16 protein-coding genes are annotated in these 17,234 nt (G+C 62.5%); 10 read left to right on the top strand and 6 right to left on the bottom strand.

The window, feature by feature from the left end; all coding sequences use genetic code 11:
• Window positions 1-4: 4 nt before the first annotated feature.
• The 5 genes from secA to WCT10_01370 form a co-directional block, all read right to left on the bottom strand.
• Window positions 5-2,752 carry a preprotein translocase subunit SecA gene (gene secA, locus WCT10_01390; GenBank protein MFA6603477.1) on the bottom strand — a complete coding sequence of 916 codons (2,748 nt, stop codon included), beginning with the start codon at window positions 2,750-2,752 and terminating at the stop codon, window positions 5-7.
• A 27-nt stretch (window positions 2,753-2,779) separates the two neighbouring features.
• Window positions 2,780-3,106 carry a ribosome-associated translation inhibitor RaiA gene (raiA, locus tag WCT10_01385; protein MFA6603476.1) on the bottom strand — a complete coding sequence of 109 codons (327 nt, stop codon included), beginning with the start codon at window positions 3,104-3,106 and terminating at the stop codon, window positions 2,780-2,782.
• Between the two features lie 284 nt (window positions 3,107-3,390).
• A complete protein-coding gene (gene murB, locus WCT10_01380; protein ID MFA6603475.1) occupies window positions 3,391-4,377 on the bottom strand; it encodes a UDP-N-acetylmuramate dehydrogenase in 987 nt (328 codons plus the stop codon).
• Window positions 4,374-5,777 (bottom strand): UDP-N-acetylmuramate--L-alanine ligase, encoded by a 1,404-nt coding sequence (murC, locus tag WCT10_01375; GenBank protein ID MFA6603474.1) that lies wholly within the window; start codon window positions 5,775-5,777, stop codon window positions 4,374-4,376. Before murC ends, murB begins: the two co-directional genes overlap by 4 nt.
• Before the next feature lie 105 nt (window positions 5,778-5,882).
• Window positions 5,883-6,638 carry a class I SAM-dependent methyltransferase gene (locus WCT10_01370; protein ID MFA6603473.1) on the bottom strand — a complete coding sequence of 252 codons (756 nt, stop codon included), beginning with the start codon at window positions 6,636-6,638 and terminating at the stop codon, window positions 5,883-5,885.
• On the opposite strand from WCT10_01370, the gene WCT10_01365 reads away from it, so the two are divergent.
• The 5 genes from WCT10_01365 to WCT10_01345 all read left to right on the top strand — a co-directional run bounded on the left by WCT10_01365 (window position 6,607) and on the right by WCT10_01345 (window position 11,566).
• Entirely contained in the window at window positions 6,607-8,286 is a 1,680-nt protein-coding gene (locus WCT10_01365; protein ID MFA6603472.1) for a tRNA uridine(34) 5-carboxymethylaminomethyl modification radical SAM/GNAT enzyme Elp3, read from the top strand. The two genes, WCT10_01370 and WCT10_01365, sit on opposite strands and share 32 nt — an antisense overlap.
• 170 nt (window positions 8,287-8,456) lie before the next feature.
• Complete coding sequence (locus WCT10_01360; GenBank protein ID MFA6603471.1) at window positions 8,457-8,771, top strand: hypothetical protein; 315 nt, start codon at window positions 8,457-8,459, stop codon at window positions 8,769-8,771.
• Between the two features lie 154 nt (window positions 8,772-8,925).
• Window positions 8,926-9,291, top strand: a complete 366-nt coding sequence (locus WCT10_01355; GenBank protein MFA6603470.1) for a hypothetical protein — start codon at window positions 8,926-8,928, stop codon at window positions 9,289-9,291.
• A 144-nt stretch (window positions 9,292-9,435) separates the two neighbouring features.
• Window positions 9,436-10,728: a serine hydroxymethyltransferase gene (gene glyA, locus WCT10_01350; GenBank protein MFA6603469.1), complete on the top strand. Its 1,293-nt coding sequence runs from the start codon at window positions 9,436-9,438 to the stop codon at window positions 10,726-10,728.
• Window position 10,729: 1 nt separating this feature from the next.
• Complete coding sequence (locus WCT10_01345) at window positions 10,730-11,566, top strand: bifunctional 5,10-methylenetetrahydrofolate dehydrogenase/5,10-methenyltetrahydrofolate cyclohydrolase (GenBank protein MFA6603468.1); 837 nt, start codon at window positions 10,730-10,732, stop codon at window positions 11,564-11,566.
• Between the two features lie 78 nt (window positions 11,567-11,644).
• Here WCT10_01345 and WCT10_01340 read toward each other — a convergent pair whose 3' ends face one another.
• Window positions 11,645-12,805: an aromatic amino acid transport family protein gene (locus WCT10_01340; protein MFA6603467.1), complete on the bottom strand. Its 1,161-nt coding sequence runs from the start codon at window positions 12,803-12,805 to the stop codon at window positions 11,645-11,647.
• Window positions 12,806-12,920: 115 nt separating this feature from the next.
• On the opposite strand from WCT10_01340, the gene WCT10_01335 reads away from it, so the two are divergent.
• The 5 genes from WCT10_01335 (at window position 12,921) to WCT10_01315 (ending at window position 17,122) form a co-directional block, all read left to right on the top strand.
• Window positions 12,921-13,538: a hypothetical protein gene (locus WCT10_01335; GenBank protein ID MFA6603466.1), complete on the top strand. Its 618-nt coding sequence runs from the start codon at window positions 12,921-12,923 to the stop codon at window positions 13,536-13,538.
• Between the two features lie 250 nt (window positions 13,539-13,788).
• Window positions 13,789-15,210 (top strand): replicative DNA helicase, encoded by a 1,422-nt coding sequence (dnaB, locus tag WCT10_01330; protein ID MFA6603465.1) that lies wholly within the window; start codon window positions 13,789-13,791, stop codon window positions 15,208-15,210.
• A 39-nt stretch (window positions 15,211-15,249) separates the two neighbouring features.
• On the top strand, window positions 15,250-15,552 hold the full coding sequence (locus WCT10_01325; protein ID MFA6603464.1) for a YbaB/EbfC family nucleoid-associated protein: 303 nt from the start codon (window positions 15,250-15,252) through the stop codon (window positions 15,550-15,552).
• 53 nt (window positions 15,553-15,605) lie between these two features.
• On the top strand, window positions 15,606-16,244 hold the full coding sequence (gene recR / locus WCT10_01320; GenBank protein MFA6603463.1) for a recombination mediator RecR: 639 nt from the start codon (window positions 15,606-15,608) through the stop codon (window positions 16,242-16,244).
• 146 nt (window positions 16,245-16,390) lie between these two features.
• Complete coding sequence (locus WCT10_01315) at window positions 16,391-17,122, top strand: serine protease (protein MFA6603462.1); 732 nt, start codon at window positions 16,391-16,393, stop codon at window positions 17,120-17,122.
• Window positions 17,123-17,234: the final 112 nt, after the last annotated feature.

Here is a 17,234-nt window from a genome sequence, read left to right as displayed (position 1 = left end):
TTTTTTATTGCCCGTGGCACTTCTTGAATTTCTTCCCCGAGCCGCACGGGCATGGATCGTTGCGGCCGACCTTGTCTTCCTTGTGGGATGAAGAACCGTTCTCCCCGCCTTTGGACGGCGCCGATAACTGGACGCCTTTGCGCTCCATGAGCGAACCGGCGATCTCCCGGGCCGTGGCGATCTTGTAGAGCGAATAGACCGTCTGCTTGTTGATGGCCGTGACGAGTTCGTTGAACATGCTGTAAGCCTGGCGCTTGTACTCGACGAGCGGATCGCGCTGGCCATAGCCCTGCAGACCGATGCCGGTGCGCATATGCTCCATGGCGTCGAGGTGCTCCACCCACATCACGTCGATGGCGCGCAGCATCAATCCCTTGACCGCTTCGGCGAATGAACCGAAACCTTGCGCAGCTTCGTTGAAGCGCTTCTCGAGATCGTCGTAGGCCGCGCCGGCGAGCGCCATCAGATGTTCGATGATCCTGGTCCGGGCTTCGGCGTCCTGCAATTTCGAACCGGCCGTCTCGCGCAACCGGCCGAGGTCGACGCGCAAAGATTCCGGCACCGGGAAAACGGTACCGGCCACCTCGTAGATCTCTTTCAGATTCCAGGATTTCTCGTCCTCGCTCGAAGTGTGGAACAGCACCACCTGTTCGATCTCCGTTTCGACCAGGGCAAGCGCCCGGGCGCGGATGGCGGCGGTGTCGGCGGGCGGCGTATCCATGATCTCGCGGCGCTTGCGGTAGATGACCTCGCGGTGCTTGTTCAGGACGTCGTCGTATTCGATGAGATGCTTGCGCATGTCGAAGTGGTGGCCCTCGACCTTGCGCTGGGCGGCGGCGATGGAGTTCGAGACCATCTTGTTCTCGATCGGCATGTCTTCGGGAATGCCCATGCGTTCCATGAGGCCTTTCATCCGATCGGAACCGAAGATGCGCATGAGATCGTCCTCCATGGACACGAAGAACTGGGTGGCGCCGGGGTCGCCCTGGCGGCCGCAGCGGCCGCGCAGCTGGTTGTCGATGCGCCGGGATTCGTGGCGTTCGGTGCCGAGGACCATGAGGCCGCCGAGGTCGCGGATCTTCGCGGCCGCGGTCGGGTCCGGCGGATTGCCGCCGAGGATGATGTCCACGCCGCGGCCGGCCATGTTGGTGGCGACCGTCACGGCGCCGGCGCGGCCGGCTTGCGCGATGATCTGCGCCTCGCGTTCGTGGTTCTTGGCGTTCAGGAGTTCGTGCGGGATGCCCTCGCTGCGCAGGAACTCGCCCAGGATCTCGTTCTTCTCGATGGAAATGGTGCCCACAAGCACCGGCTGGCCTTTCTCGTGGCGCTCCTTGATCTCGCGGACCACGGCCGTGAACTTGCCGGTCTCATTCTTATAGACGCGATCCGGCAGGTCGGCGCGGCGCGACTCCCGGTTCGGCGGCACCACGACGACGTCGAGGTTGTAGATCTTGGAGAACTCTTCGGCTTCCGTCGCGGCCGTGCCGGTCATTCCCGCGAGCTTCTTGTACATGCGGAAAAGATTCTGGAACGTAACAGTGGCCAAGGTCTGGCTCTCGCGCTGGATGTTCGCGCCTTCCTTGGCCTCGATGGCCTGGTGCAGACCCTCGGAATAGCGCCGGCCGTACATCAGCCGCCCAGTGAACTCATCAACGATGATGACCTCGCCGTCCTTGACGACGTAATCGCGGTCGAGCTTATAGAGCGTCTCGGCCTTGAGCGCGGACTCGATGTGGTGGACCGTCGAGACGCCGCCGGCTTCGTAGATATTCTCCACGTTCAGCCATTTCTCCAGCTTGGAGATGCCGGCTTCGGTGAGCGTCGCCGCGCGCATCTTCTCGTCAACGTTATAGTCCTCGTTGGCCTGGAGCCGCTTCACAAGCTCGGCGAAACGGTAATAGATCTCCGCGGCCTCTTCGGCCGGGGCGGAGATGATGAGCGGCGTGCGCGCTTCGTCGATCAGGATGGAATCGACCTCGTCGATGATGGCGAAATTCAGGTCGCGCTGGACGCGGGACTCCGGCCGCATGACCATATTGTCGCGCAAGAAATCAAAACCGTACTCGTTGTTGGTGCCGTAGGTGATGTCGGCCTGGTAAGCCTCGCGACGCGGCACCGGCCGCATGTAATCCATCTGCACGAGGAACGAGCCGGTCTCGTCGCGCTTCTTGTCGGTCGCGCCCTCTTGTTCCTTGGCGGCCGCGGCTTCAAGGTCGGCGCCGGTGAGTTCCGTCTCCTTGGGCGGCGCTTTCCAGGTCGGATCGTAGATGAAAGCGGAATCATGATTGATGCAGCCGACGGTCAGTCCCAAAAAGTCGTAGATCTGCCCCATCCAGACCGCGTCGCGGCGGGCGAGATAATCATTGACCGTGACGACGTGCGTGCCGAGACCGGTGAGCGCATTCAGGTAGATCGGCAAGGTCGAAGTGAGCGTCTTGCCTTCGCCGGTGCGCATCTCGGCGATCTGGCCGCGGTGCAGGACGATGCCGCCGATGAGCTGGACGTCGAAATGGCGCTGGCCGAGCGTGCGCTTGGCCCCCTCGCGGCAGAGCGCGAAAGCCTCGGGCAGGATCTGATCGGTGCTCTCGCCGGCGGCAAGCCGCGCGCGCAACGCCAAACTCGCCTCCCGGAGCCGGTCCGGAGACAACTGAGAATATTCGGCCTCAAGCGCGTTGATCTTATCGATGATCGGGGCGTAAGAACGCAGAACACGCTCGTTGGGGTCGCCGAAGATCTTGGTCAGCAAGGACATGCGGATAGATGTGCGCCGGATTTAGTTTCAGCGGCCTTTCTTCTGGCTGTCGTGGATATCCTTGTATTCGATGATCTCGCGTTCCGCTTCTTTGCGGGCCTGATTGATGGCGACGTAGAGATCCTCATCGGACGACTCGACGTAAACGACCTTGCCCGGCAGGCGGACGTGGATCTCGGCGCGATAGACCTCGCCGTTCTTGTGATGAGCAGTGGTCCGGCCGACCTCGACCTCGGCGCGGACGACGTCGCCGAAACGGACGGTCTTGGCGTCAAGCATGTCAATTTTCTCCTGGACGAAAGCGCGAAGAGCATCTGTGAGCTCCATCCCCGTGGCTTTGATATCGACCTGCATAATGATTTTCGGTCAGTGTTTATTGATGAATTTTCGAAGTATTAAGCCCAACCATATTACCGGATACGGCGGGAAAGGACCAGAGGGGGTTGGGGGAATGGGAGAGTGCGGGAGTGCAGGAGTGCTGAAGTGTAGGAGTGCGGGAGAGACGGAGTCAGGGAGAGACGAAGATGCGGAGCCATGTCGTTCGCGAGCGACGTGGCGGAGTCAAGGAACAGTCATGACTACCAAGCTCCGTCTCTTCGCCACTTCCTGACTCCGTCTCTCCCTGACTCCCCAACTCCCTAAAACCCCGCGTATTCGATCTCATCCAAAAGTTCGATCACGCCCTCGGTCAGATCGCGGATCTTCATTTTAATAGCGGACGTGAGCGCGATGATCTCGGAAGCGTTCGCCTGGCCGTCGCTCACGATGAAGTTGGCGTGTTTTTCCGAGACCGCGGCATGGCCGACTTTCAAGCCCTTGAGCTGGGCGCGGTCAATGATCCAGCCAGCGGGGATGCCGCCGTCTTTGGTGAAAGGGATCGACTCGTCCTTGTTGAGATCGAGCGTCTTGCGGATGATCGGCAGTTCAGTCTCGGGATCCCGCGGCTTCCAGTTCTTGAACGCACAGCCGGCGCTGTATTTGTCGAGCGGTTGTTTGGCCGCCTTGTCGGCCAGATACTGGCGCATCTTCGCCTGGGCCGCGGCCGGATCAGCGCCGGGCTGCAGCGCCAGGATTGCAGACAGGATCGTCGCGCCCGACAGAGTCTTGAAGATGCTCTCGCGATAAGCGAACCCGCACTCGGCCTTGGTCATGATCCGGTCCTGGCCGTCGGCCAGAAGAACGCGCACTGCTTCGACGGAATCCTTCATCTCGCCGCCGAACATTCCCGCGTTGCCGCGGATCGCGCCGCCGATCGTTCCCGGCAGACCGACCGCCCATTCGAAACCAACGAGTCCGGCCGCGGCGGTCTTCACGGCGACGAAACCGGCCGGCGTCCCGGCTTCCACAGCAACCTTGTCACCCTCGATGACGAGGCCGCGATTCACGAGACGGATGACCAGGCCTTTGATGCCCTCATCGCTCACGAGCAGATTGGAGCCGCCTCCGAGGACATAATAAGGAAGGCGCAGTTCCCGACAGGTTCGGACAGCCAGGATTGCGTCGTCGGCGCGCTGCGCTTCGAAATAATATTCCGCCGGACCGCCGATCCGGAAAGTAGTGAATGGCGCGAGCGGCACGCCCGCGCGGACCAGTGGCGAGATCTTTTGCCGGAGCTGTTCGATCATAAGCGAGGATCAGCGAGTTCCGCGGCGATCTTGTAGATATCGCCGGCGCCCATCACGAGACAGACGTCCGCTGGGCGCAGAAGTTCAATGAGGATCCGCTTGGCCGCCGCCGGATCCGCGGCATGGAAGACCGGCCGCACGCGGCCGTTCACGGCGTCGCGCCGGAGCACGGCTTCGACGAGCTTGGCGGAACTGACATCACTGTCCGCAGACTCTTCCCGGCCGGCCACGTCGAAGATCTCGGCGAGCACCAGGACGTCGGCGCCATCGAAGGAAGCGACGAATTCTTCAAAAAGTTTTTTCGTGCGGCTGTGCTGATGCGGCTGGAAACAAAGCACGACGCGGCGATCCGAATGGAATTCATGCGCGGCCTGAACGGTGCCGGCGACCGCGGTCGGATGATGGCCGTAATCGGAATAGATCGGCGCGCCGCCGCGCTCCCCCGCTTTTTCGAAACGGCGCCAGAGTCCGGGGAAGCCCGCGAGCGACCGCCTGATGATCTCGTCCGGAACGCCGAGTTCGCTGGCGGCAGCGATGGCTGCGAGCGCGTTCATGATGTTGAAGCTGCCGGGCAACGGCAATTCGAAGCGTCCGAGCCCGCCGCCGGGACCGGAGACCACGAAGCTCTGGCGGCCGCCGCCGACACGCGTGTCCGCGGCGCGATAATCCGCCGCGCCGGCGAAACCATAGGTCCGCGGCGCGACCGGCGGCTGAAGGCCGTCGCAGCTCACCGGATCATCGGCGTTCAGGATCAGCGCGCCGTCAGTCGGCAGCGACCCGACGTACTTCTGGAAAGTGGCGCGGATATGTTCGAGGTCGCGATAATAATCCAGATGATCCTCCTCGATATTGGTGAGCACGATCATCCGCGGCACGAGCTCCAGCATGTGCGCCTGATGTTCGCAGGCTTCGACGACGAAATATTTCCCGCGGCCCAGGCGCAGGTTCTGATCGGGAAACGACCGGACCTTGGAGCCGACGATGACCGTCGGATCGAGGCCCGCGGCTTCGAGGATGAGTCCCAGAATGGCCGTGGTCGTGCTCTTGCCATTCGTGCCCGAGACCGCGATCGTCCATTTGGTCCGCGAATACTCGCCGAGGAATTCGAAGTAACTCAATTGGCGGATGCCCCGGCGCGCGGCTTCGGCCCGTTCAGGATTGGCCGCCGAGACGGCGGACGAATAGACGAGCAGGTCGGCGTCAGCCGGCAGATTCTCCGCCGCGTGGCCGAGGCTCACGCGGATGCCGGCCGCTTCGAGTTCGCCGACGGCCTCGTTGCGCCCGAGATCGGATCCAGTGACAATCTTGCCCTCGTGCGCCAAAAGCTTGGCCGCGGCGGAAACGCCGATGCCGCCCGCGCCGACCATGTGGACCTTTTTGACGCCCTCGAATAACGACATATGGAGCTCAGTTTACCACGGTTAAAGCAAAAGAAAAAAGCGACAAAATGATCTATGGAGCAACAAAAGACCGGTCCTGTCAAATCAGGGACCGGCCGGACCGGTTCAGCCGAGCGGTTTGCGGCAGACGGTCTTCAGATTCGCGGCGCCGCCGCGCCGGCGCTCGCCGACCCGGACGTTCTCCTCGACCTCGAGACCAGCGGCGCGGCAGAGCCGGCGCAGTTCGGCCAGGGTGAAAAGATGATAATAACGCCAGACCGTTTCCGCGACGCCGCGGACCCAGGGCACGAGCACGTCGTTCCAGTCGAGATCCGAGCGGCCGGTCGCTTTCCGCCACAGGTTGCGCCCGAGCCAGCGCCAGCGCTTGGGGTGGCTCCACAGGTCCCAGTTGGTCAGGAGCAGCAGCCCGCCGGGCCGAAGAACGCGCGCTGCTTCGCGCACGGCCTGCAGACGGAAACGCCGCGAGGGAACATGATGCAGCGCAGCGATCATGAGCACGACATCGAAAGACGCGTCGTCATACGGCAGCGCGAGCATCGAACCGACGCGGAAGGTCGCGAGCAGATCCTGATTCTCGCGCCGGGCGATCGCCACGAGTTCCGGAGAAACGTCCAACCCTTCATATTCGATGGCTGCGCCGGCGAACAGCTTGAAGACGCGGCCGCTACCGCAGCCGAGATCAAGGATGCGGTCGCCGCTCTTCACCCGCCGGCGGAAATCATCGAGTTCCAGCCACTGCAGATCGCTGCGACTAGCCGCAAACTCCCCGGCAATGGTATCGTAGCCGCTGCGGACCGAATCCATTATTTTTTTGGCTGTTTCTTCGCGCATGAAAAAAGTCTCGGAATTGGCACTAGCCATAATTAAAACATCTCTGGCGCGCGGCGTCCAAGACAAGGACGCTCTTTCGGCGTTGAAACGGGAGCTGACCCGCGGTTCCGGGCGCGGTTTGCCGACCACGACCGAACTCCGTCAAGCCTATGAGACCATCATCGCGGCCGACCCCGCCGCCGCGAACGCCGGCCTCGATCGCCTCCTCCGCCGCCGCGACGTCCGCTCGCTCTCCGGCGTCGCGATCATCACCGTCCTAACCAAACCCTATCCCTGCCCGGGCCGCTGCCTGTACTGCCCGACCGAGCGGAATATGCCGAAAAGCTACCTGGCCAACGAACCGGCCGCCATGCGCGCGGTCGACGCCGGTTTCGATCCCTGGCGGCAAGTGTCGCGCCGACTGCGGGCGCTCCAGGGTAACGGCCACCCGTCCGACAAGATCGAACTCATCGTCAAAGGCGGCACCTGGTCGGCGTATCCTTGGCAGTACCAGCAATGGTTCATCAAGAGATGTTTCGACGCCTGCAATAATTTCGGCGGGACCGTCCGGCGCTCGCCGCGGACGCTCGCCGCCGCGCAGGTGATCAACGAGACCGCCACCCATCGCGTCATCGGACTCACGCTCGAAACGCGTCCGGACCGGATCACGCCGACCGAGATCGTCCGGCTGCGCGAGCTCGGCTGCACCCGCGTCGAACTCGGCGTGCAGAGCGTCAACGACCGGCTGCTGCTCCGCGTCCAGCGCGGCCACGACGCCGCCGCCGTCATCCGGGCCACACGGCTCCTCAAGGACGCCGGCTACAAGACCGACTTCCACCTGATGCCGCAGCTCCCCGGCGCGACCCCGGCCTCGGATCTACGCGACCTGCGGACGATCTTCAGCGACCCCGGCTACCGGCCGGACATGATCAAGGTCTATCCCTGCGTGGTGCTGGAATCAGCGGCGCTGTACCAGGAATGGAAGCGCGGCGCTTACGTCCCCTACTCCGACCGCAAACTCCTGGAGCTGCTGATCGAATTCAAGACCGGCGTGCCGCCCTACTGCCGCATCTCGCGGCTCATCCGCGACATCCCTTCCACTTCCATCAAAGCCGGCAACCCCGTGACCAACCTCCGCCAGGACATCGCTCGGATCATGGCCGAGCGCGGTCTGCGCTGCCGCTGCCTCCGCTGCCGCGAGATCGGCCACGCCGCGAAAGACCGCCCGGCGCTCCTCGCCGCCGCGCCGAAACTGTTCGACCTGAAATACGAAGCCTCGGGCGGCCTCGAGCATTTCCTGAGTTTCGAAGACCGGAGCCGGCGCGGGGTCTTCGCTTTCTGCCGGTTGAGGTTGCCAGGGAGAGACGGAGTCAGGGAGAGACGGAGTCAGGGAGAGACGGAGTCAGGGAGAGACGGAGTTGATCGCAAAAAATTGTACGGACTGCTGCCGGAGATCCGCGGCGCCGCTTTTCTTCGCGAACTTCACACCTATGGCCATCTGGTACCGATCGCTGCACACGATCCGCGAGCCTCGCAGCACAAAGGCCTCGGCCGGCGCCTCATGGCCGAAGCGGAACGACTCGCGAAAAAAGCCGGTTACAAGAAACTGGCGGTCATCTCCGGCGTCGGCGTCCGCGGCTACTACCGCAAGCTCGGCTATCGGCGGCAAGGCACTTACATGCTGAAAAGACTGGCCTGAAAGTCTGCGCCGATAAATGACGATGTTTCAACCGCGCCGCGCGTCTGTTTCTGGCCGCCGCGCGCCCTGACCCAGCCGGCGCAGTTGCCGGAATTTTCCTGAAATGATAAATTGCGGCCGGTCCTTGGGATCGTTCTTTTTCTTACCGCAACCGCGAAAAGGAGTCGCTCATGAGCGGCGAACACACCCGAGTCTACTTCGAGAACCGCACGATGGACACTTTGTACCTTTCGATCAAAGCCAAATCCGGCACGCTGGAGATCAACGTCTACCACGATCCGACCCCCGGCGCCCGGGAGTTCAAACCGCGGCACATCACGAGCTACGTGATCGACGACCGCATCAGGTCCTGCATCACGAACAACAAGCTGAGCTTCGAGGTCATCAACCATGGCCAGACGATCTGCTTCACACCCGGACGCTTCAAGATGCCGGACGGACAGATCCTCACGTTCTGCTCGCCCGACGACCCGCTGGACGACTGAACCGACCGACCACGCGACCGCGGCCCTTGAGTCCGCGGTTTTTTATTGCGCCGGCGAGGCCGGCCGGATTGACAGGACCAGACTGAGATGTTAAGTAACAAGCAGATATCCTGATCGTCCTTTGAAACATTTTTCAGACGAGGAGAGATCATCCATGTCGAAAAACCCGGTCACGAAACTCGTTTTCGAAAACCACACGGAGGACAAGCTGTATCTTTGCCTCGGAACCGACAATGGCCGGCTCCAGATCTATGTCTTCGCCAACCCCGTGGATCTGCCAAGGATAGAGAAGATCGATCTTGAGCCGCGTAGCGTCGCCAACTATGAGATCAACGATCTCATCAGATCCTGCATCGCCGCTGGCGAGCTGAAATTCGCCATCATCAACCGCAGCGGCCGCGCCCTCAGATTAGAGCAATGTCAGGGCATTGCGGACAATGTCCCCTGTTTCGTCTTCGCCGACCGCAGTCCAACCGAAAAATGGATAGAACTTTGCTCGCATCGCCTCGAAGAGAGGTAACGACGAGGCCGCGATCCTGGCGATCGCGGTTTTTTTATTGCGCGCGCCGCCGGCCCCGCAAAGCAAGCTGTCTTATACGGTTCGCCATGACGCCGCCGAGCCTGTTCAAACCGCGCCATTTATGCGATGATGCCAGCAACCTCTATGCCCAAATATCTCGAAAATCTGAACGCTGCTGATCCGGAGGTCGCCGCGGCCGTCGCGGGCGAGATCCGCCGCCAGCGCGAAGGCCTGGAAATGATCGCCTCCGAGAATATCGTCTCGCTGCCGGTCCTCGAGGCGCTCGGCACGCCGCTCACCAACAAATATTCCGAGGGCTATCCGGGCAAGCGCTACTACGGCGGCAACCAGCATATCGACGTGATCGAGAACCTGGCCATCGAGCGCGCCCGGCAGCTTTTCGGCGCCGAGCACGCCAATGTCCAGCCGCACGCCGGTTCGCAGGCGAATCTGGCCGCCTACTTCGCGCTCGCCGAACTCGGCGACACCGTGCTGGCGCTCGATCTCGCGCACGGCGGCCACCTGACGCACGGCAGCAAGGTCAATTTCTCCGGCCGTTTCTACAAGATCGCGTCCTATGGCGTCCGGCGCGACACGGAACGGATCGACATGGACGAGGTCCGCGCCATCGCCAAGCGCGAAAAACCGAAGATCATCGTCGCTGGTTTCACCGCCTATCCGCGGCATCTTGATTTCGAAGCATTCCGCGCCATCGCCGACGAGGTCGGCGCTTACCTGATGGTCGACATGGCGCATTTCGCCGGCCTCGTGGCCGCGCACGTCCATCCTGATCCCGTCCCCTTCGCCGACGTCGTCACGACGACCACGCACAAGACGCTGCGCGGACCGCGCGGCGCGATGATCCTGTGCCGGCGCGAGGATCGCCTGCGGCCGGACGACAAAAAAGATCTGGCCCGGCGCGTCGACTCCGCGGTCTTCCCGGGGATCCAGGGCGGCCCGCTCGACCACGCGGTCGCGGCCAAGGCCGTGGCGTTCAAGGAAGCGCTGGAGCCGTCTTTCGTTGATTATCAAAAACAGGTCCTGGCGAACGCTAAAACGCTCGCCGCCGGACTCGCCGCCGAAGGACTGCGGATCGTGAGCGGCGGCACGGACAATCATCTGGTGCTCGTCGACCTCTCGCCTCTGGGCCTGGGCGGCCAAGCCGCCGAAGCCGCGCTGGATGCCGTCGGCATCTACACGAACAAGAACCTGATCCCCTTCGATACCCGCAAGCCGCTCGACCCGTCCGGTCTCCGCATCGGCACGCCGGCCCTCACGACGCGCGGTTTCGGCTCGGAAGAGCTCGCCGAAGTGGCCAAACTCATCGGCCGGGTGCTGAAGTCGCCCGAGGACGGTTTCGCCAAAGAAACGGCCGCCAAGCGCGTCCGCGAACTCGCCGCCGCCCACCCGATCTACGGCGAACTGATCCTGGACTGATATGCCGGCCGAAATGATCGACGGCAAAGCCGTGGCGCGAAAACTCGACCGAGAGACGGCTGAACTGCTGGCGGGTCTGAAATTCCGGCCCGGCCTCGCCGCGGTCCTCGTCGGCGACGATCCGGCCTCGCATCTTTACGTCTCGCTGAAAGAAAAGGCGTGCGCGAAACTCGGGATCGACTTCCGCCGAGTGCTGCTGCCGGCCGCAGCCGGACAAGACGAGGTCCTCGCGGCGGTCAGGTCCCTGAATGCCGATCCCGGCATCGACGGCATTATCGTCCAGCTGCCGCTGCCCGCCGGACTCGACGCGGACGCGATCATCGGCGCCATCGACCCGGCCAAAGACGCCGACGGCTTCCATCCCGCCAACCTGGAGCTGCTCGACGCCGGCCGGCCGCGCCTGACGCCAGGACTCGCCGCCGGGATCATCGAGCTCGCGAGATCGACCGGCGCGGACCTCGCCGGACTGAACGCTCTCGTCATCGCCAACAGCCGGATCTTTTTCCGCCCGCTGACCCGCACTCTGAGCGACGCCGGCGCCAGACCTTCATACCTCCATCCCGACGACCCCAAGCTGGCTGAACACTGCCGCGAGGCTGATTTCGTGATCATCGCCGTCGGGCGCGCGAACTTCCTGACCGGCGCGCTGATCAAACCCGGAGCGATCATCATTGACGTCGGCACGAATCGCGTCGACGGCAGACTCACAGGCGACGTCGAAGCTGTTTCCGCGCGCGAAGCCGCGGGCTGGCTCACGCCCGTCCCGGGCGGCGTCGGCCCGGTCACGGTCGCGATGCTCGTCCGGAACACCGTCGAGCTGGCGATCAAAAGACGCTGATTCCGGATTCCCGGATGATTCCCATCAACAAAACCGCCCCCGGAAGGGCGGTTTTTCGATCAATGATGAAGCAACGATTCAACCTCGCAGCAAGCCGGCCGCGTCGTGCGCGATGGTGATCGCCGCGCCGGCGGCCAGAAGGATAATCGAGGCGTAAGCGATCCAGAGGGGCACACGCAATGGCGGCCGGTCCGACGACAGATGGTGTTTGGTCACGGCGATATACAGGATTGCGAGCAGGATGGCCGTGACGCCGCCGAAGACCGCGCCGCTGAAACTGACCAGCGCCGTGAAGCTCTTGCTCCCGGACAGGAAGATCGCGAACGGCACGCCGACCGTTAACGCCCAGGCGGCGAGACGCGGCATCTTATAATCATACTGGAACGTGTGGCGCAGATTGACGCCGATGTCCAGGAAACAATTGACGATGGCCAGGAACCCGAGAAGCGCCGCGAGCGTGGCGATATTGCCGCCGAGCACGGCTTTGAGCCCTGACACAGCGTCCTCTGTGGTGGCCGCGCCTGTGACGCCGTAGACCACGAGGCCGAACGCAATGGTGAGCGCCGCGCCGACGAGCGTCCCGATGACGACGGCCGAGCGATAATTCTTGTGCCGGCCTTCAAGCACATCTTCCATCTCGAGGATCGCGGGATAACCGCTGAGCGAGAACAGGAAAATGCCGTACGGCAGGAACAGGTCCTTGATGTCCACCAGCGCGAAATTCGCCGCGCGGACCGCCGGGATCGCCCGCAGGAAGATCAGGATGAACGCGAAGATCAGCGCCGAGATGGTGAGCAGGCCGAGCCGGGAGATCGCCTTGAGGCTGAAGTAGACCGCCGCCGCGCCGAGCACGCCCCAGACGACCTGATACTGAAAGGTCTCGCCGCCCAGAAACGGCTTCAGGAGCACGCTCAGGAACTCGCCGCCGACGATGACGTAGGCGACCATGCCGACCCACAGGCCGCAGATGTTAGCCACGCCGCCGACAGCCCGGGCCCGCGGCCCGACGTACCGGCCGAGGAGTCCGGGAAAACGCAGCTTGTCCGGGCAGATCATGGCGACCTCGGCGAGATACAGATGCTGCAAGAGCTGGATGCCGCCGAGCACGACAAAAAACGCCAGCGCCGGCAGGACGCCGACCACGCTCACGGCGTAAGGCACGCCGAAGATGCCGACGCCGATGATCGTGCCGGTGAGCGACGCCGCCGCCAGCCAGTGGTCCTTCGTTTCTTTGGTCATAACCGGATGATTATACCATGAACCGCCGACCGAGACGTTGACAATCGGACCAGACGGTATTGAAATGATGTCAGGCAGTTCTTTGGACAAAACTCGATGATCCTGGAGGTTAGCCATGACCGACACATCGGTCCGATCCGAAATTCTTCCGCCGCTCGTAATCGTCGGCGGATTCTTTCCTCTCCCGATCCCGATGCCGCTCGGAAAAGCCGAACGTTTTTTCCGTCAGCGCGGCCGCGAAGTCTGGATCGTCCCACACAGCTTCCGCAGCATGCGCGATATCCGACGACGGTCGGATCTGACCGAAAAAACGCTGCGCGAAGTCCTGGAACGGACCGGTAACGACAAGGTCGACATCCTAGCCTATAGCATGGGTGGAATCGCCGCGCTTCGTGTCTTGCAGCGCTCCGACCTCGCGGCCAAGATCCGGACCTTCGTCACCTACAGCACGCCATACCTTGGCACAATCACCCCGCTCGGCTTCCTGCTCACCGGCTATTTCGCCAACATGGCGATCCAACTGCTTCCGGGCAGCGAGATCCTGACCGAAGTCACAGCCGCGGGACTACCCGCCGGTCCGCGCTACGTTTCCGTGGGCGGCACCAAGGATTGGACCTGCCCGGCGAAACATGCGTTATTTCCGGGCGCCGAACACGCTCTTTGCGCGCACGACCACCTGGATTTCCTCACGAACGAACACGTCTGTGCGTTCCTGGAGTCTTATCTCCGCTGAACGCCCTCGCCGCTTGATCCTCAGGGATAAGGCGGTTTTTTTATAAGAGAGTGCAGGAGTGCGGGAGTGCGGGAGTGCGGGAGTGCGGGAGTGCGGGAGAACGACCTTATAACTCCATCACTCCTTCATTTCCGCACTCCTTTCCCCACCTGTCCACATTTTTATCACCAGTTTGACCCCAGCCAGACCTCTTTTCAGCATTGCCTCTTCGGGCCTCATCGAGTAAAGTTGACCTTGTTAAACGATACCTATGGCTGAAAAAATCCCGCCGCAGAACCTGGAGGCCGAGCAATCGCTCCTGGGTTCGCTCCTCATCGACAAGGACGCCGCCATCAAGATCGCCGACCTGGTCAGGCCGGAAGATTTTTATCGGCAGGTGCACGCCGACATCTACGAGGCCATCCTCGACCTGTTCGCCAAGCGCGAACCGATCGACATCCTGTCGCTCTCCAATCGCCTGAACGACAAGGGCCAGCTCGAGGCGATCGGCGGCCGCGCCTACCTGATCGAACTCACGAGCATCGTCCCGACCGCGGCCCATCTGCACCACTACGCCGCCATCATCCAGAAGAAAGCGACCCTGCGCCGCCTGCTGCAAGCCGCCACGGAAATCACCGGACTCGGCCACGAAGAGGACGGCGAGATCGACGCGGTCCTCGACAAAGCGGAACAGAAACTTTTCGGCGTCTCACAGAAATACCTGAAGACCAACTTCACCTCGCTCAAGGACGCACTGGATTCGGCTTTCGAACGCATCGATGAACTGCACCGCGAGCGCGGCAAATTGCGCGGCGTCCCGACCGGCTTCACCGACCTCGACGCCAAACTCGGCGGCCTCCAGCGCTCCGACCTCGTCGTCCTCGCCGCACGCCCGTCGGTCGGCAAGACCAGCTTGGCGCTCGACATCGCTCGTATGGCCGCGACCAAGCACAAGGTCCCGGTCGGTATCTTCTCGCTCGAAATGTCCAAGGATCAGCTCGTCGACCGCCTCATCTGCGCCGAAGCCGGCGTCGATCTCTGGCGCATGCGCACAGGCAACCTGAACGACAAGGGTTCGAGCGGCGACTTCGAACGCATCGGCCACGCCCTTGGCAACCTATCCGAAGCCCCGATCTACATCGACGACACGGCCAACGTGAACATCATGGAGATCCGCACCAAAGCGCGCCGCCTGCAGATCGAGCATGGCCTCGGACTCATCGTCATCGACTACATCCAGCTCATGGAATCGCGCGGCGGCAAATCCGATAACCGCGTTCAGGAAGTCGCCGAGATCACCCGCGCCCTCAAAGGCATCGCCCGCGAACTGAACGTCCCGGTGCTCGCGCTCTCCCAGCTCTCCCGCGCCACGGAAAACGAAAAACCAGCCATCCCGAAACTGTCCCACCTGCGCGAATCCGGTTCCATCGAACAGGATGCCGACGTCGTGCTCTTCATCTACCGCAAATCGGCCGACCGCAACTACAAGGCCGAAGACGTGCCGCTCGACGAGAAATACCTCGCGGAGATCCACGTCGCCAAACACCGCAATGGCCCGACCGGCGTCGTGAAGATGTTCTTCGACGAAGCCCGCGTCAGCTTCCGCAATCTCGACCAGCGGCAAATCGCGACTCCGACCCCGGCCGCAACCCCGGCCAGCGCGAAAGTCGCGGAAAAAATGCCCCAATTCTGATCACTTTACCGGTCCGGCGCCCTGTGCCGGCCCAAGCTTATGTTCAGCAAACTCAAACAGTTCAAGGATCTGCGCGACAAGGCCAAGACCCTGCAGACTGCTCTCGCTTCCGAAGCCGTCGAGGGATCGGCGGCCTGGGGCAAGGTCAAGATTGGCATGGACGGCAATCAGTCCGTGACCTCGGTCTCGATCGGCGACGAGATGCTCCAGCCGGGCGGCAAGGATAAACTGGAGACCGCCATCAAAGAAGCCCTGAACGACGCCCTGAAAAAAGCCCAGCGCAAGATGATCGACAAGATGAAAGAATCCGGCGACTTCAAGATGCCCGGACTTTCTAGCTGATTAGGCTGATAGCTAATAGCTGCTGGCCATTGGACCGATCGGTCCAATGGCCAATGGCTAATAGCAAACTGCAGATGGCCAAATTTCCCCAACCGATCGAGAACCTGATGCGCGAGCTCGGGCAGCTGCCCGGCGTCGGCCCCAAAACGGCCGAACGCTACGCTTTCGCGCTGCTCAAATCCAACGCGCACGAACGGGAACGGCTGGCCCAGGCCATCAGCGGCATCGGCCGGAACCTGCGGGCCTGCTCGATCTGCCGTAACTACACCGAGACCGACCCCTGCCCGATCTGTTCCGATCCGGCCCGCGACAAGGAACTGATCTGCGTCGTGGCCAACGAGCAGGATCTCCTGGCCATCGACCACACCGGCGATTACCGCGGCCGCTATCACATCCTTGGCGGCACGCTGTCGCCGGCCGACGGCATCACGCCGAACGAACTCACCGTCAACGAACTGGTGCGGCGCGTCAGCGCGACCCGGCCACGCGAGATCATCCTGGCTTTCGATCCGACGATCGAAGGCGAGACGACCATGCTCTACCTGTCGCGGCTGCTGCAGCCGCTCGGCGCCAAGCTGACCCGGCTCGCGCGCGGGCTACCCATCGGCAGCGAACTCGGCTATGCCGACGAGGTCACCCTGAGCGACGCGCTCAAAGGACGCCGGGAGCTGGCTCCCAGCCCCAGCCGTTAGCCGCCGATCCGATCAAACGATGCAGCCGCCAGCCCAAAAGCCGGCGGTTTTGCTTTTATCCGGAAAATATTATAAGAAACCAGTAGGCGGGAGATCATCCTGATCGCCGTCTGGCTCTTTTTACCGCAACCACGCGGAGGCGCACCATGACCGACGATCGCAAAGATGACGGTCAAAACCACGGCCGACCGCTGATCATCAACGCGGCCAACGAGGAGATCTGCGGCAAAAACGGGACCGACGTCTGCCTACCGAAAGCCCAGTGGCCGCTGTTCAAAAAAGCGGTCGACGTAACCGTTGAGATCGACGTGAACGGAAGCGAAAAACACTGGATCGGCGCCGGCGTCGTCATCTCGAAAAGCGGACTCGTGATCACCGCCTGGCACGTCGTGCGGGGCGCGAAGAAGATCCGTGTCCGCCGGCTGAGACTCGACCGCGAGACCAGCAAGCTCGTCGTGGCCAGAAAGCGGCACGTCTGCGACCTGGTCTATGCCGATCACAAGGCTGACATCGCGGTCCTCAAACTGCGCCGTCCGCCGCTGAATCTGCCGGTCGCCGCGCTCGGCGACTCCGACGATCTCGAGAAGGACGATCCGCTCTACCGCGTCGGCTGCGACGACACCCCGATCGCCTCGGGCTATCTCCTGTCTTTCGGCAAAGAGAATCGCCTCGATGAGATCACTGTCGGCATGCCGTCCCAGTCCGGTTCGAGCGGCGGACCGATCTTCGGCATCTACGGCCGCGTCGTCGCGATCGCGCTCCGCACCAACGCCGACGAAAAGCTGCCGCCCTGTTCCTACGCCGTCCCGATCAACGTGATCAAAAGGCGCGTGCTCCGGCGTCGCGTCATCCGGGAACTCCTGGAGCCGCCGACCTGAGCCGTCGCCAACGCGCCGCCAGTCCGACCGACAACGCTTGTTGTCGGTTCTTTTTTAAGAGACGGGATTGAGGAGAGACGGAGTTTGGGAGAGACGGAGTCAGGGAGAGATG

It is taken from the genome of Patescibacteria group bacterium (assembly GCA_041667185.1).
Classification (GTDB): domain Bacteria; phylum Patescibacteriota; class Patescibacteriia; order SG8-24; family SG8-24; genus JBAYFM01.
This window is presented reverse-complemented; position numbering and strand designations above follow the sequence as displayed.